Below are 16,146 nucleotides of genomic sequence, written 5' to 3'. Positions count from 1 at the left end.
GAGACTTCGCTTTTTGCCTTCTCCGCTCTCCCCACCGCTTCACTAAAAAGCGCCCCGGCTGAATTATTGCAACGCAGATGTTATTTTTTCTATTATTCTATCGATACCTTTCTTTGTTATCGCTGAATAAGGTATTACCTCTAAATTCTGTTTTTCGAATTCCCTCACTTTCCTGCAAAGTTCAGATTGATTTAATTTGTCCACCTTGCTCAAAACAATTGTAACAGGAACCTGAAAATATTCGCTCCACTCAAGAAACATTTTATCACTTTCTTGCAAAAAAAGTCTACAATCAATTAAAAGTATACTGAGTTTAATCTGGTGAGCCCTGTTTTCAAAATATTTTTCAATTATCAGAGCCCATCTTTGTCGTTCTTTTTTTGATGCCTCTGCATACCCATAACCAGGTAGATCTACGAAATAATATTTTCTGTTAACTTCGTAAAAGTTTATTGATCTGGTCTTACCCGGCCTTTTACTTGCTCTGGCAATTTTCTTATTAAATAATACATTAAGTAAAGTTGATTTTCCTACATTTGATCGTCCTACAAAACAAATTTCACCAAACAATGGCTGAGGAAAATCACTTTCGCTATAAGCGCAGGCAACAAGATCAACGTTTTTTACGAACACGATTTTTCTACCGCCTTTTCTATGTCCTCGACAAATATGAATTCCATTTTGTCTTTTACCTGCGGTGGTATTCTTTTTAAATCTTTTTCATTTGTTTTTGGTAATAAGATCCTTTTTATGCCATGTCTGTGTGCCGCGAGAATTTTTTCTTTCACACCGCCAACTGCGAGAATTTTCCCTCTTAAGGTTATTTCACCAGTCATAGCAGTATCATTTCTAACGGGTTTCCCTAAGACAGATGAAATCATTGCCACCGTCATCGTTATGCCTGCAGATGGACCATCTTTTGGAACGGCGCCTTCCGGTAAATTTATGTGAATGTCACTCTGCTGGAATTTTTCTTTACAGTCCTGACCGCAAAAAGATCGGGCAACACTTAAAGCTATTCTTGCAGATTCTCTCATCACCTCGCCCAACCTACCTGTCAGAATTAAATCACCTTTTCCCGGCATCAGTAAAGATTCGACAACCATTACTACACCACCATACTCTGTCCATGCAAGCCCGTGCACTGCTCCTATTTCAGGTTTTGACAGCATTATGTCATTTTGAACTGGCTGTGGTCCAAGGAAATGTTCGAGATCTTTTGATTTAATTACAACAGATTTTGCACCCTGTTCGATTTTCAAAGCAGACTTTCTCATCAATCTTTGAAGCATACGGGTTAGTTGCCTTACGCCTGCTTCTCTTGTGTAAGTATGAATGATTTTTTTGATAGCGCCCTGAGTTATTTTAAATGTAGCTTCATTCAGTGCATTTTCTCCCATAAGTTTTGGAATTATGTACTGTCTGGCTATAATGGATTTTTCATAGTCAGTATAACCTTCAAGTTCAATTATTTCCATTCTGTCAAGCAAAGCAGGCGGAATAGTGTGTGTTACATTTGCTGTTGTTATGAATAGGACATTTGACAGATCGAATGGTATTTCAAGATAGTGATCTACGAACTCTTTATTTTGCTCTGGATCGAGAACTTCGAGCAATGCGGCAGCTGGATCACCCTGAAAACTAACAGCCATTTTGTCTATTTCATCAAGCAAGAGTACAGGGTTTTTACTCTGTGCGGTTCTGATCAATTGCAATATCCGCCCAGGCATTGCTCCGACATAAGTTCTTCTGTGCCCTTTTATTTCAGCTTCATCTCTCAATCCTCCAAGCGACATGTGTGCAAATTTTCTGTTCAATGCTTGTGAGACGGCTCTTGCCAGCGATGTTTTTCCAACACCTGGAGGACCGACAAAGCAAAGTATAGGGGCTTTGACAGAGTTACTCCTTTTTCTCACCGCGAGAAATTCAAGAATTCTTTCTTTTGCTTCTTTCAGCCCGTAATGACTCGCTTGCAATATCTTCTCTGCTTGTGAAATATCCTGCCTGTCCTCTGTGGAGTTATCCCATGGCAAATTAAATAACCAATCCAGGTACGTTCTTATTACTGTGGCTTCTGCAGAGTAGGGGGACATTTTCTCCAATCTTTCGATTTCCAGTGTGGCTTTTTGTTTTGCGTGTTCTGGAAGTTTTAATTTTTGTAATCGAGCTTTAAGCTGATCAGCTTCTGTATCTTTTTCTCCTAACTCTTCTGTGATGGCTTTCAATTTTTCCCGAAGAAAGAATTCTTTTTGATTCTCTTCGATCCTCTTTTTGACTTTTGTGTCAAGTTCTCTTTCGATCTCAAGAATCTCATTTTCGTGTGACAATATTTCAAGTATCATCTCAAGCCTTTTTGCTGGTTTTAGTTGTTCAAGTAAAGATTGGCGCTGTTTTAATTGAAGAGGGAGTAGTGATGCAACAAAATCTGCTAATCTGTTTGCATCTGAGATTTCTGACATGGCCGAAAGTGTTTCTTGAGAATATCTCTGTGTGTAGTAAGCATATTTTGCAAAACTCTCTCGCACGCTTCTTATAAGCGCTTCGAGTTTCTTTGTTTTTCTGTAGTTCACTTTCAGAATTTCGAGCTTCACTAAAAACGGATTGTCCTGAACGACTTCATAAGCTCGTGCCCGTTCGAGACCTTCCAGAAGAACCCTGAAGCTCCCATCTGGCAGTTGTACAACTTGAAGCACTTTTGATACGGTCCCAATTTCGTACAATTGATCAAAAGAAGGTTCCTCTACTGAAGGATCCTTCTGTGACGTGACAAATACAAATTGCTGGTATGATTCTATTGATTGTTCCAGGGCAAGCAGTGTTTTTTCTCTTGCAACATGCACTGGTACAACTGTTTGTGGAAAAATAATCATTCCATTTCTTAGATGTATCAGTGGTAATGTTTCTGGTACTTCAGGGCTCTGGAAAGATTCTCTGGCTAATTTTTCTAATTTTTCGAATTTTGTAGACAATCTGACCACCTCGATACAAGTTTTTTCAAAATATCGATTTTTACTTCTATTTGAACAGTTCTTCCGTGCTGGCAATAATCAAAATACAGCCTGAGACAATCTTTTGGCCAAAACTTTTCGAGCTTGTCTGCCCATTCTACTAAAATTATTCCGTTTTTCTGCTCAAGAATCTCTTCGAGTTCCATGAGAAACTCTTCGTCTATTTTTTCAAGTCGATAAAGATCCACGTGGTACAGAATGGTATTACCAGAATAGATATTTATGAGCGAAAAACTCGGGCTTCTAACCTTTTGCTGATCTACACCAAATAAAGGTGCAAGATATTTCACAAATGTTGTTTTTCCCGAGCCAAGCTGACCTATCAATAATACCAGATCACCGTTTTTAAGTTCTTCAAAGATGATACCAGCCAGGAGCTTTAGTTCGTTTTCCTTGAGGCACCCAAAATGATATTTCATTTTCTTACTTTTTTATTCACCTCTCTTATGACTTCTAAGACCTGATCGTGTAATAGACCGTTACTGAAAAGAAAATTACCGGTGTTGAGATGTGCCTGGTTTCCGGACAGGTCCGTTACGATTCCACCAGCTTCTGGGACGAGGACGAATAAAGGAGCTACATCCCAAGAATTGGCTCTTTTTGCTATAAAGAAATCAAACCTTCCACAGGCAACATAAGCGCCAGCAAGTATAGCACTGCCTGTCATTCTCACCCGCCTGACTTTCTTTTCGATTGCGCTGATGAAGATCCCTGTAAAATCTGTATAAAAGCCAGTATTTCCAATAGAGTCTTTCAAAAGCGAATTTTCTGAAACATTTATTCTTTCCCCATTTTTATACGCACCCTGCCCTTTGATTGCATAGTATGTCTCGTTGAGAACTGGATCGTGTGCTACGCCAAGGATAACTTGCTCTTTTTCAACGTAGGCGATTCCAATCGCAAAAGAAGGTAGACCATGGACGTAGTTCATTGTGCCATCTATTGGGTCAATTATCCACATTCTGTCTCCTTTTTCGAATAGCCCTTCCTCGGCTAAAATAGCGTCATCTGGAAAATGGTCTTTTATCTTCTGAACAATCATTTTCTGTGCTTGCTTGTCGCAGTCACTTACCAGGTCCTGAAAAGAGCTTTTTTGCCGAACATTTTCTGCATTGCCCCAGTGTTCCATCAGGTAGAGACCGACTTTTCTGGCGATCTTTATTGAAAAATCCATTCTGTCCATATTTGCACCTCCTTACAAAATAAGGGGTCCTCTGAGGGACCCCTTAGTGGTGGGTGCGGCAGGGATTGAACCTACGACCTCTTCCTCGTCAAGGAAGCGCTCTCCCACTGAGCTACGCACCCTCGTCAAGATTTTAACACAACCGTTTTCCAATTTCAAGTCCTGTGATTAATTTTCACGATCTAATAAGAGAAGCCTATAATTTTTCATGGAGGTGGAAAAATGGTTATCAAACCAGAGTCAATGAGATCCGAGAAAATTGAAAACATGCGCGGTGGAAAAGGAGAAGTGGAAATACTCCATTTATTGGACAAAGAATTAATGCTTGGAAAAGCAAGACTTTTTGCAAAATTATCTGTTCGCCCCGGTTCATCAGTGGGTTTTCATCGACACGACAACGAATTTGAGATATTCTACATTCTTTCTGGAGAGGGCATCTTCAACGACAACAACGTTTCAAAACCCGTCCGGGCTGGAGATATCTGTTTCACTAACTCTGGTGAGAGTCACTCTATTGAAAATGTTTCACAAAAAGATCTGGAATTTCTTGCAGTCATTGTATTGTTATAGTCGTGATATAATCAAAAAAATGAAATTAGCCAAAGTTCTCAGGGAGGGATTTTTGGTGAAATCTATAAAGTCGAGGATTTTATTTTGGTTTCTTTCAAGCACGATAGCATTACTTGTTATTTTAGGAATCTTTATTTTTACACAAACAAGAAATACGGTTTTGCCACTCACCCAGGAATTAAGCAATGAAGTTGTTAAAGGGAATGCAACGATGATAAACGAATGGCTCAATGGAAGGACTCTTGAGCTTAAAGCAATCGCACAGAGTGGAACGATGGATTTTCTTTCAACAGCTGCTTACTGGGTGGCAGAACAATTATCAGAGAAAGTGAAGGACCGAAAGGAAGTTTTTGATACTTATTTTATTACAGATAGCAATGGGCAAATGTGGGAAACCGATGGAGCAAGTATAGTTTCTCTTGAGGGATCTGATCGGGAATTTTTTAAAAACCTGATGAGAGATGATCAATATACATTCGTGGGTGATGTACATCTATCTCCTCTTTCTAAGAGGTATGTTTTTGTGATAGCGCATAAAGTTATAGATAGTTATGGAAACGTCGCCGGAGTTTTTGGTGCAACTATCCCGCTTGAAAAGCTTTCACAGATGACTGCTGGAATAAAAATGGGAAATGTCGGTTATGGATGGATAGTTGACTCGCATGGGCTTGTGCTGGCTCATCCTGATGATAGCGTAGTGTTAAAACTCAACGTTCTTACGAGTTCGAAAGAAGGATACACCAATCTGGATACGCTTGGGGAAAAGATGGTGAACGGAGAAAATGGTTTTGGCCAGATTACAATGCCTGATAAAACAAAGAGTTTCGTGTTTTTCACACCAATTACTGGCAGCCCGGGGTGGACTCTTGGTATGACCATACCTGAGGCCGATTTGATGGCTCGTACAAACACACTTTTGAGAGTGGTTATCATAGTTCTGCTGGTAATAGTTGGAATCGTTGTTTTGATTTCATTTCTGGTTGGAAATACCATATCAAGACCTATCAGAAATCTGGCGAGCAGTGTTGAAAAATTCGGTAGTGGAGATTTAATTACCCAATTTGAGATACACGGAAAAGATGAGATTGCGAACATGGCAAAGGCATTAAATTCGATGGCCGATTCTCTGAGAGAATCTTTGAGATCTGTCAAGGAATCTGCGCAAACCGTTGATACTTATGCGTCCGATCTTGAACAGATAGCGAGGAACAGCCGTGAAATAGCAGAGAAACTTTCCACGCAAGCTGAGGAAATAAACACAAATGTTCAAAATGCTTCTGCTTCAATTCAGCAGGTTAGCTCAGGTGTTGAAGAAGTTGCTGCAAGTGCCCAGAATGTTTCTAAATCCACTCAGCAACTCAGTGAACGAGCCGAGAAAGTTACCGATGCAGCAAAGGAAGGCGAAGAGTCAATAGAAAAAATAATTGAAATTGTCAACAAGGCAAAAGAGAGAGCCGATTTAACAACAAAAACCGTTGGAGGTTTGACTGAAGACGCAAAAAACATTGCCACGATTGTTGAAACCATAAACTCGATAGCAGAACAGACAAATCTTCTTGCTTTGAATGCTGCTATAGAAGCTGCAAGGGCCGGGGAAGCCGGTAAAGGTTTTGCCGTAGTTGCAGACGAGATACGAAAACTTGCTGAGCAGAGCAAATCAGCTACCGAGAATATAGCAAATATTTTGAGAAAAATTCAGCAAAGTGCAAAAGATGCTGATTATCAAACCAATCAAACCGCTGAAGTAGTCGAGGAAGCAGCCAAGCAGGCCGTTGTGGTTGGAGAGAGATTGAAGGATATCCTTACGGAAGTTGAATCAATGGGAAGCATGGTGGAGTCAACTGCGGCGAGTGCTCAAGAGCAAAGCGCGGCTACGGAGGAAATGGCAAGTGCCATGGATAATGCTACCAAGGCAGTAACCACAATTGCTCAACAGATAGAGAGTATGGTTCATTATGTTAAACAGCAAACAGAAGGAGCCCAGAAGGTAAGTGAGGCAAGCAAGCAGTTGAAAGAAATGTCTCAACTTCTTGTTGAAAGTCTTGCAAAATTTAGAAGTGAGTAGGGGGTCAACCCCTACTTTTTCTTTGATCTCTTGTTCTGATACATTTTTTTATCTGCGATCTTCAAAATATCATCTATGTCTAAGGATGAATTCGGTTCTAACTCTATTAATCCATAACTTATAGAAACTTCAAATGACTTGAATTCATCGGGTTTTTCGTTGTTTAGACTGCTATTCACTCTTTCCATAATAAACTTAACTTCTTTTTCAGAAGAATTTGGAAAAACTATTAAAAATTCATCGCCGCCGATTCTGGCAATCTTATCTGATTTTCTTACACATCTTTTTACCACTTCAACAACAAATTTCAGCAGATTATCTCCAGCACTATGGCCTATAGAATCATTGATCAGCTTCAAATGATCAATATCAAAATAGCAAATTGTTATCTTGAAGCGATTTGTTTTCAGATAAGCAGAAAGTATCTTCAGTGCAGCGTATCTATTATAAACACCGGTTAGTTCGTCTGTCAATGCAAGTTTTTCCAATCTCTTTTGGAGTTTGTTTTTCTGTGAAATTTCTTTTGACAATAGTCCTGTAAACTTTTCTTTTTCTTCCAATTGTTCGTTGAGCTGTTTGATAAGGCTATCATATCTGTCGATTAATTGATCTATTTCTATTACCCCGGTTTTTTTGGAAATTTTTGAATTGTGCTTAACGTGATCAAAAAGGATTTTCAACGACTTTTGAATTCCTCTGCTTAGGGCATAGGTGGACAAAATAGACACTGTCGAGAGAAGCAAGATAATCAGGTTGAATGTCCAGAATATGAGATTTTTGAGTTTCCCAAAAATGGAAAGATCTATCTGGATTTTTAGATAAAAATCAAAAGGCAAATTTCCGGGATGCCACTTGCTGTAGATATTGTGTAGCCATTTTCCAGCGTTATATATGATGAAAGATTGTGAATCAATTTCATTAAATAACTTTTTGTCTGTGCCTGTTAAATTGAAATAAGGTGAAATAGGAGCAAGGCTTGTATTGAAAATAGAGATTTCTTTCAGAAATAAAACCTGTTTTTTCCGAAATTCAATGTTCTCTAAGAGTTTTTCAAATGGTTTTTTCTCAATTGTGATGCCTATTTCAAATAAATATTCATTTGGAAGCTTTATATAGGTAAATAACCTTGGATTGTTTGTTTTGATCTCAAAAGTTAATGGGTCAAAGTGTTTTTCTGATGGTTTCAGCCCAGAAATGACCTTCCAGTAATCCTTTTTTTCCGATATGTCAATGCCAAGATCGGTAGCGTAATCTGTTCTTTCAATGATACCAGATTGATTGATTATATACCAGTTGACTTTATCTTTTCTGTTTTTCAGTAAAGAATGCAATTTCTGGGAAATTTCCTGGTCGGTTGGGCTTGATTTCTTGAGAAATGAATACATTTCATCAAGAATCTGACTGAGTTCGTCTCTGGTTAAAAAATACAGTTCTTCAAATAGTTCGCCCCACTGATCCAGTGATTCCATGGTTGTGTTATAAACCGATAAGCAAAAATTCTTCACGATTTTAGATTTATAATATTCATCGAATATGATATTGGAAATACTCAAAGAGATTGCAAAGACAACTGCCAGTACCCAAAAATATCTGAACAGATATTTCGTAAGACTTTTTGAATTTTCCATAAAAGCCCTCCGTTAAAAAGATTTTTCTTTCGCTTGGCTTTGTCTTCAAAATGAATTTATGCAATATACTAACGGTGTATAATCTCAACTTGGAAATGAATTTCTGAATAATTATATCGTTCAAAAATATGAAAAAGTGAAGGAAGAGGATCTGTGAAGAGGCTTTTTTTGAGTGATCTACATATAGGAGATGGGTCGGCAAAAGACGATTTTGAATTCGATGCTGAACTTGCAAATTTGATATACGATTTCTCTCAGCACTCAGATGCAGAAATTATTCTTGTGGGAGATGGAATAGAAATACTTGAAAGCCATGCTGTGAAAAGTTTGGGGTTGATTTCATTTGAGGAACTTGGAGAAAAACTCGATGAATCTGTTATAGATGACATAGCAAAAAGGCATCCTGTAGTTTTTAAAGCTTTCAGAGATTTCTCAAAAAATCACAAAATTCACTATGTTGTTGGCAACCATGACTATTATCTGCTATCCAACAAAGCAATTCAAGAAAGGCTTTGCGAGTTATTAAATGTGGAAATAGTACCGTTTTATTATGATCAGGATACGAAAATACTGGCAATACACGGTAATCAATTTGATATTATAAACAAATTCGGCTATGATAAAAAAAATCAAATGCTTGTGCCGCCACTCGGAGATTATATTTCAAGATATATGATGTTTCATTTTGACGAGCATGTGCGATCGCTTGTACCTGCAGAGATAACAAGGGATTACGACAATGTGCGACCAATTCTTGATGTCTTTCATTGGTTCGATAGGGCTGTTGAGGTTTATGATCTGGGCGTGGATATACTTGAGCTGTGGGTTAGCACATTTTTGCAAATGATGAGAACTGCCGAAGCTCGTTTCTGGATGAAAAAAAATTTTCCGATCATGCATTGTTTTTCAAAAATATTTCTCAACAAAATGGGCGGAATGAGTCTTGGTTCTTTTCTGGTTAGATCAACTATGACACTCAGAAATTTAAGAAAAACTGACTATCTTTATAAAACTGCCAAAAACATGCTCAGGGGTAAAAAGAAGCTGACCAGGCAGGATTTGCTCGGTTATTGTGATAAAGAAATTCAAATAGATGAGCTAAATGGCGTTGTGTTTGGACATATCCATCATAATTGCTTGAGAATAGTTCCTCATAATGGGCAGAACAAATTTTATATAAACTGTGGTTCGTGGAGGCCTGTTGTAGAGAAAGTCAACGGCAAGAGAAAATACGGTTTTCAAAGAAAAGCTGAACTGTTTTATGCAATCATTGTTGGCGATTCTGATGGTGATATTGAGATAATAACAAGCGTCACCAATAAAATGAATCGTGACAAAACATTGTGAGGTGATCTTTTTGCTTAAAGAAGCGATAAAGAAGGAACTTTTGGGTGCAATTGAGAAAGTAGTTGGGCAGCTTTATTCCTTTGAAGTTGATGTGGCTCCTGAAAATTTTGGAGATTTTGCGACAAATGCCGCTCTGGTTGGTTCCCGATATGCTAAAAAACCGCCCATGCAGCTTGCTGAATCTCTGAAGGATATTCTAAAACAAAGTGAATTGTTTGAATCTGTACAGGTTGCAAAGCCGGGTTTTTTAAATTTCGTTGTGAGAAAATCAACATTGATAAAGATAATTGAAACAATAGTAGAAAAAGATGATTATCCTGTAGAAAAATCAGGGCAGGAGAAGATCCAGTTTGAATATGGTAGCGCGAATCCAACGGGCCCATTTACCGTTGGGCATGGCAGGCAAATTGTTATTGGAGATATACTTTCAAATGTTTTTAAAGCGCTTGGGTATGATGTAATCCGGGAAATGTATATAAACGATGCGGGCAGGCAGATCAGATTATTAGCAAAATCTTTGTGGGTTAGATATAACCAGGTTCTTGGAGTGGAAGAAATTGATATTCCTGAGGACGGTTACCACGGCGAATATCTGATAGAAATAGCAAAAAAGCTTGTAGAAGAAGTTGAAGAGAAGTTCAAAATGAAATGGAATAATGAAATTGAAGGTTTCTTTCAGAAATACGCTGTTGATAGCATACTGGCAGATATGAAATCTGATCTGAGGTTGCTTAATTGCTCGTTTGATATTTATTTTTCTGAGAAATCGTTAATTGATGATGGCACAGTTGACGAAGTTCTGGAAATTCTGGAAAAAAACAGTTATGTTTATCGTAAAGATGGTGCGTTATGGTTCAAGGTTTCAGAATTTGTGGATGAAGAAGACAAAGTTTTGATAAGAAAAGATGGAACTTTCACATATTTTCTGACTGATATAGCATATCATTATAAGAAACACAAAAGAGGATTTTCGAAAGTTTACGATATATGGGGAAGCGATCATCACGGTCACGTTCCAAGAATGAAAGCAGCTATGAGGGCACTTGGTGTCGAGGATGGATTTTTGAACGTGATTTTGCATCAGTTTGTGACTCTCAAACGTGGTGATGAAATTGTCAGGATGTCAACGAGATCTGGAAATTTCGTTACCCTCAAAGAGCTTGTAGAAGAGGCTGGGGCAGATGCTACAAGATACTTTTTTGCGATGATAGATCCAAATACACATATGGTGTTTGATTTGAACCTTGCAAAACAGCAGTCTTCAGATAATCCAGTTTATTATGTCCAGTATGCTCATGCAAGAATATGTAGTCTTTTTGAACAGGCAAAAGCAAAATCTGTTTCTTTCGAAAAAGGTAAAGACCTTGATTTATTGAATGACAAAGTAGAAACAGATTTGATTCTCAGAATTGATGGTTTTGAGGATGCCTTAAAAGATGCAGCACGAACCCTTTCACCAAATAAACTCACCCAGTACCTTGAACAACTCGCGTATGATTTTCATAGTTTTTATACAAAATGTCTTATTGTTGATCCGAAAAATATGAAATTATCAAATGCCCGCTTGAATCTTTCTTATGCAGCAAAATTGGTTTTGAAAAAAGGTTTGTCATTGCTTGGTGTAAATGCTCCAGAAAAGATGTGATGCTCGTGGCAAAGATTCTTTTTTCTGTAGCTGCTATTATTTTTCAGTTTGTACTGAAATTTGAGGAATGGCAGATTGTTCTCTCTGCGGCTTTTTTGATACCGACATCTATTTACTTTGTCTTTAAGAAAACAAGAAAAGCGGATATTTTACATACAATAACGCTTATACTCACTATTGCTGCAATAATGCTACCAAAATTGAGAGGGTCACCTGCTGTTTCAATCATGCCATTTTACCTTTCGCTTGCTTTGAGTATTTTATATGATCTGTTTTTTCTCTCAAAAATCTGGTATTTTGTATGGGCAGGTTTCTGGGGACTCACAGGATTCGGGTTAGTTCAGCTTGCGAAAGATAAACTTTCCAATAATGCATGGATAGTATTTCTGGCGGTTTTACTGATAGGTGTGCGTGATCTGTTTGAGAGGAGGAAAGCCTGTGGTGGAAAGATATGCCCTCTCTCCAATGAAAGAGATATGGAATCAGGAGAGGACTCTTAAAAGATGGCTTGAAGTTGAACTTGCGGTTATGAGTGCTTATGAAGAGCTTGGGATAATTCCAGCAGGAAGCTCAGGTTCAGCAGAGAAAAATGCATTGATAGATTTGAATCTTTTTAAAGAATACGAAGAGCAAACTGACCATGAGGTTATAGCTTTTGTTAAGATGGCAACCAGTCGTATGGGTAAAGAAGCTCGTTTCTTCCATTATGGTTTAACCTCTTCGGACGTGATTGACACAGCTTTGTCTGTAACACTTGTGGAAAGTTGCAACATCCTTCTTGATCAGATGAAAAAACTTTTGAAAACGTTGTGGGATTTATCCATAACTTATAAATACACTTTAACCATAGGTAGAACACATGGAATTCATGCGGAGCCAACAACTTTTGGTTTAAAAATTCTCAACTGGTATTCGGAAATGAAAAGAAACTATGAGAGATTACTTTTCGCCAGAGAACAGATTGCGTTTGGCAAAATAAGTGGAGCTGTCGGAAACTACGCAAATGTCCCACCAGAAGTAGAAGAACTTGCTTTACGGAAACTAAATTTAAAACCATCTCCTGTATCAAGCCAGATTGTAAACAGAGATCATCATGCTTTCTTTATCACGGTGTTAGCTCTTGTAGCCAGCGCAATAGAGAGAATAGCCACAGAAATAAGGCATCTTCAAAAAACCGAAGTACTTGAAGCTCAGGAACCTTTCAAAAGTGGGCAGAAAGGATCGAGTGCTATGCCTCACAAGAAAAACCCTATTTTATGTGAAAGGCTCTGTGGTTTGTCGAGAATTATGCGATCTTTCGTTTACACTGCTCTTGAAAATAATGTCCTCTGGCATGAGAGGGATATTTCTCATTCTTCGGCGGAAAGGTATATCTTTCCAGATGCCACTCAAACTTTGCATTATATGCTGGTAAAAACTGATTATCTTTTAAAAGGTTTGGTTGTGTATGAAGAAAATATGCTGAAAAATTTGGATTTAACTCGTGGTCTTATCTATTCTCAGAGGTTAATGCTCGAACTGATAAAAAAAGGTATGTCTCGTAACGAAGCATACGATCTGGTTCAAAATCTGTCTCTAAGGTGCTGGCAAACCGGTGAAAGTCTGAAGGATCTTTCTTTGAAAAATATAACTGTTCTGAGCGAAGAAGAAATAGAAAATATTTTTGATTCACAGTACTATATCAAACACGTTGATGAGATCTATAAAAGATTTAAAGGAGAGTGATTTTGTTGAAAGCAGCTGTTATAGGGCTCCAATGGGGCGATGAAGGGAAAGGAAAGGTTGTTACGTATCTATCGAGAAGATATGATTGCGTTGTGAGATATTCAGGAGGGAGCAATGCGGGTCACACAGTAGATTACGGCAATTTCAAGATGGTTCATCATTTACTCCCATCTGCCGATATAAAAAAACAGAAAATGATGTACATTGGCCCGGGAGTTGTTGTTGATTTAGATGTTCTTCTCGAAGAGATTGATCAAATTAACAATTTAATACCTGAGTCAAGGTCTCTACTTAGGATATCAAAACAAGCTCATGTTGTGATTCCAATTTACAGAGATCTGGACGAAAAAATTGACAGTTCGCGTGCAAATCAAATTGGCACTACTCGAAGGGGAATAGGAATTTCTTATGCCAACCGTGCCATGAGATGTGGATTGAGATTGGAAGACTTTGAAACACCAGCAAGGGCAGAAAGTTTTTTGAATGAAATTTCGAGGACTTGGAGTATTAAGTTTGATGTGAAAATGATTCTCGATAGTTTAATTGAAAAATACAACAAAATTAGAGATCTTTTGATTGATAGTTCAGAAGCTGTCAGAGTTTTGAAGGAGAAAGATCTGTTATTTGAAGGTACTCAGGGCGTTTTGCTTGATGTTGATATGGGGACTTACCCGTATGTAACTTCAACAAATTGCTCAACCACAGGCATTCAACCAGGGTTTGGCTATCCGGTGCAGGTAGACAAAATATTTGGGGTGATGAAGGCTTACACAACTCGTGTTGGCGAAGGGCCCTTTCCTACTGAGCTTAAAGACGAGGTTGGAGAAAACCTCAGAAGACTTGGTTCTGAGTATGGTGCAACAACAAGAAGGCCAAGAAGGTGCGGCTGGCTTGATCTTGTTCTGATAAAATATGCAATTGAAACAAGTGCGTGCAATGCACTGATTATGACAAAAGCAGATATACTTTCAGGGTTCGAAAAAATTCCCATTTGTATGGGTTATAAGATAGGAGGCAAATTTTATACACAGATTAACAATACAGCGCATCTGACGGAGATAGAGCCTGTTTATGAAGAGATAAAAGGATGGAAATCTCTGCATTCAAAAGAATTCGACGATTTTATCTATAAGATAGAAAGAGAGCTTGGTTTGAAATTTGCTTATATTTCAACTGGACCGAAAATTGAAGAAATAACAGAGCTTTAAGGGGGTGAAAAATTTGGATTTGTTTGAAGCTATCAAATCAAGGAGAAGCATCAGGCATTATGAGCCAAAAAGTATACCAAAGGAAACAATTATGCAGATATTACGTCTATCTCTCAATGCGCCGAGTGCAGGAAATAGACAACCGTGGAGATTACATGTGGTTCAAAATCCAGCTATTAGAAAGCAACTTTCAGAAGCAGCAGGTGGGCAAACTTTGCTTTTGGAAGCTCCATGGGTAATATGCGTAATCGCCGTTCCTGACGAAAGTGCTTCAAAATATGGAGAAAGAGGTAGGTCTCTGTACTGCATTCAAGATACGGCCGCACTGGCAACTTATATACTTCTCATTGCAAGAGGCTTTGGGCTGGATACCTGCTGGGTTGGCGCATTTAACGAACAAAAAGTAGGGGAGATTCTACAACTTTCAGCTAACCAGAGGTGTGTTGCCATGATACCCATAGGGTATGCCGGTGAACCAAGAAAAGACCGTGGTAGAAAATCATTAGAGGAAATAGCCATCTTTCATGAATAAAAGGAGGGTCGAGTGAATGGCGATTAATTTGACAGGAAGATCTTTATTGACGTTACTCGAGTATACGCCTGAGGAAATTAGTTTTTTACTTGATCTGTCAGCTCAGGTTAAACGTGAAAGCAGGGCAAGGATAGTTCATAAAAGATTCGCTGGAAAAACTCTCGCAATGATATTTGAAAAACGCTCAACCAGAACAAGAATGGCTTTTGAAACCGCTTTTGCCGAAGAGGGAGGACATCCGATTTTTCTGTCAATTCAAGATATACAGCTTGGTGCAAAGGAATCTATTGAGGATACAGCAAGAGTTCTTGGTAGAATGGTCGATGCAATAATGTTTAGAGGATACAAACAGGAAACAGTTGAAACACTTGCAAAATATTCCGGTGTTCCGGTTTATAACGGTTTAACAGATGTTTATCATCCTACTCAAGTTCTTGCTGATCTCATGACTACCCAGGAAGTTTTTGGCAAATTGAAGGGTATCAAGCTCGTTTTTATGGGAGATGGAAGAAATAATATGGCAAATTCTCTGATGATTGGCTGTGCAAAGATGGGGATGCATTACGTAGTATGTTCTCCCGCAGAGCTGAGACCCGATGAAAACCTCATGCAAACATGTCTTACTATTGCGAAAGAAACAGATTCAAAGATTGAAGTGATAGATGATCCTGAGAAAGCTGTTGATGGTGCTGATGTTATATACACAGATGTTTGGGCATCAATGGGAGAAGAAAGCAAGCAGCAGGAACGCGAGAGATTGCTGAGGCCTTATCAGGTCAATGAAGTATTGATGAGAAAAACAGGCAAAAAAGATACAATATTTTTGCACTGCCTGCCAGCTGTAAAAGGCCAGGAGGTCACTTTTGATGTTATAGAAGGTAAGCAGAGCCGGGTGTGGGATGAAGCAGAGAACAGAAAACACACAATAAAGGCTCTTATGATAGCTACCCTGTTATAAATTAAAAAAGCGGAGCAAATGCTCCGCTTTTGATTTTTTTGTTCGATTCAATTTATGGGAGTTACATTGACCGCTTGAGGTCCTTTATTTCCCTGCTGAACTTCAAACTCAACTTCCTGACCTTCTCTCAGCGTTTTGAATCCATCTGTTTTGATCGCTGAAAAATGTACAAATACGTCTTCTCCACCTTCTTTTGTAATAAATCCGTAGCCTTTCTTTGAATCGAACCACTTAACTGTACCTTTGAACATTCTGATTCCTCCCAAAATGACAGGTC

At 38.5% G+C, this 16,146-nt stretch carries 15 protein-coding genes and 1 tRNA gene; 9 read left to right on the top strand and 7 right to left on the bottom strand.

Going from position 1 to position 16,146, the window contains the following annotated elements:
- Positions 1-63: 63 nt before the first annotated feature.
- From yihA to TLET_RS08935, 5 genes are all read right to left on the bottom strand, one after another.
- Positions 64-633: a ribosome biogenesis GTP-binding protein YihA/YsxC gene (gene yihA / locus TLET_RS08955; RefSeq protein ID WP_041428464.1), complete on the bottom strand. Its 570-nt coding sequence runs from the start codon at positions 631-633 to the stop codon at positions 64-66.
- Positions 624-2,969 (bottom strand): endopeptidase La, encoded by a 2,346-nt coding sequence (lon, locus tag TLET_RS08950; protein WP_012003771.1) that lies wholly within the window; start codon positions 2,967-2,969, stop codon positions 624-626. The genes yihA and lon overlap by 10 nt, the downstream gene beginning before the upstream one ends.
- Entirely contained in the window at positions 2,945-3,427 is a 483-nt protein-coding gene (gene tsaE, locus TLET_RS08945) for a tRNA (adenosine(37)-N6)-threonylcarbamoyltransferase complex ATPase subunit type 1 TsaE (RefSeq protein WP_012003770.1), read from the bottom strand. The genes lon and tsaE overlap by 25 nt, the downstream gene beginning before the upstream one ends.
- The gene (locus TLET_RS08940; protein WP_012003769.1) at positions 3,424-4,191 is read right to left on the bottom strand and encodes an inositol monophosphatase family protein; all 768 of its coding nucleotides are present in this window, start codon (positions 4,189-4,191) and stop codon (positions 3,424-3,426) included. Before TLET_RS08940 ends, tsaE begins: the two co-directional genes overlap by 4 nt.
- 47 nt (positions 4,192-4,238) lie before the next feature.
- Positions 4,239-4,313 (bottom strand) — tRNA-Val (locus tag TLET_RS08935).
- A gap of 100 nt (positions 4,314-4,413) precedes the next feature.
- Between TLET_RS08935 and TLET_RS08930 the strand changes: the two genes are divergently transcribed.
- Together TLET_RS08930 and TLET_RS08925 are read left to right on the top strand one after the other, a co-directional pair.
- Positions 4,414-4,761, top strand: a complete 348-nt coding sequence (locus TLET_RS08930; protein WP_012003768.1) for a cupin domain-containing protein — start codon at positions 4,414-4,416, stop codon at positions 4,759-4,761.
- Positions 4,762-4,816: 55 nt separating this feature from the next.
- On the top strand, positions 4,817-6,826 hold the full coding sequence (locus tag TLET_RS08925; protein WP_041428463.1) for a methyl-accepting chemotaxis protein: 2,010 nt from the start codon (positions 4,817-4,819) through the stop codon (positions 6,824-6,826).
- Positions 6,827-6,837: 11 nt separating this feature from the next.
- Here TLET_RS08925 and TLET_RS10715 read toward each other — a convergent pair whose 3' ends face one another.
- Entirely contained in the window at positions 6,838-8,454 is a 1,617-nt protein-coding gene (locus tag TLET_RS10715) for a sensor domain-containing diguanylate cyclase (RefSeq protein WP_012003766.1), read from the bottom strand.
- A 153-nt stretch (positions 8,455-8,607) separates the two neighbouring features.
- Between TLET_RS10715 and TLET_RS08915 the strand changes: the two genes are divergently transcribed.
- From TLET_RS08915 to argF, 7 genes are read left to right on the top strand one after another with little or no spacing between them, the layout of a single operon-like run.
- Positions 8,608-9,801, top strand: a complete 1,194-nt coding sequence (locus tag TLET_RS08915) for a metallophosphoesterase family protein (RefSeq protein WP_012003765.1) — start codon at positions 8,608-8,610, stop codon at positions 9,799-9,801.
- Positions 9,802-9,811: 10 nt separating this feature from the next.
- Entirely contained in the window at positions 9,812-11,446 is a 1,635-nt protein-coding gene (gene argS, locus TLET_RS08910; protein WP_041428461.1) for an arginine--tRNA ligase, read from the top strand.
- Between the two features lie 5 nt (positions 11,447-11,451).
- Positions 11,452-11,946 carry a hypothetical protein gene (locus tag TLET_RS08905; RefSeq protein ID WP_148202155.1) on the top strand — a complete coding sequence of 165 codons (495 nt, stop codon included), beginning with the start codon at positions 11,452-11,454 and terminating at the stop codon, positions 11,944-11,946.
- Positions 11,885-13,171, top strand: coding sequence for an adenylosuccinate lyase (gene purB / locus TLET_RS08900; protein ID WP_012003762.1), 1,287 nt, complete (start codon positions 11,885-11,887; stop codon positions 13,169-13,171). Before TLET_RS08905 ends, purB begins: the two co-directional genes overlap by 62 nt.
- A gap of 5 nt (positions 13,172-13,176) precedes the next feature.
- Entirely contained in the window at positions 13,177-14,379 is a 1,203-nt protein-coding gene (locus TLET_RS08895; protein ID WP_041428640.1) for an adenylosuccinate synthase, read from the top strand.
- Positions 14,380-14,392: 13 nt separating this feature from the next.
- Positions 14,393-14,911 (top strand): nitroreductase family protein, encoded by a 519-nt coding sequence (locus tag TLET_RS08890; RefSeq protein WP_012003760.1) that lies wholly within the window; start codon positions 14,393-14,395, stop codon positions 14,909-14,911.
- Between the two features lie 16 nt (positions 14,912-14,927).
- Positions 14,928-15,869 (top strand): ornithine carbamoyltransferase, encoded by a 942-nt coding sequence (gene argF / locus TLET_RS08885; protein WP_012003759.1) that lies wholly within the window; start codon positions 14,928-14,930, stop codon positions 15,867-15,869.
- A gap of 47 nt (positions 15,870-15,916) precedes the next feature.
- Here argF and TLET_RS08880 read toward each other — a convergent pair whose 3' ends face one another.
- A complete protein-coding gene (locus TLET_RS08880) occupies positions 15,917-16,120 on the bottom strand; it encodes a cold-shock protein (protein WP_012003758.1) in 204 nt (67 codons plus the stop codon).
- Positions 16,121-16,146: the final 26 nt, after the last annotated feature.

Source organism: Pseudothermotoga lettingae TMO, assembly GCF_000017865.1.
Taxonomy (GTDB): Bacteria; Thermotogota; Thermotogae; order Thermotogales; family DSM-5069; genus Pseudothermotoga_B; species Pseudothermotoga_B elfii.
This window is presented reverse-complemented; position numbering and strand designations above follow the sequence as displayed.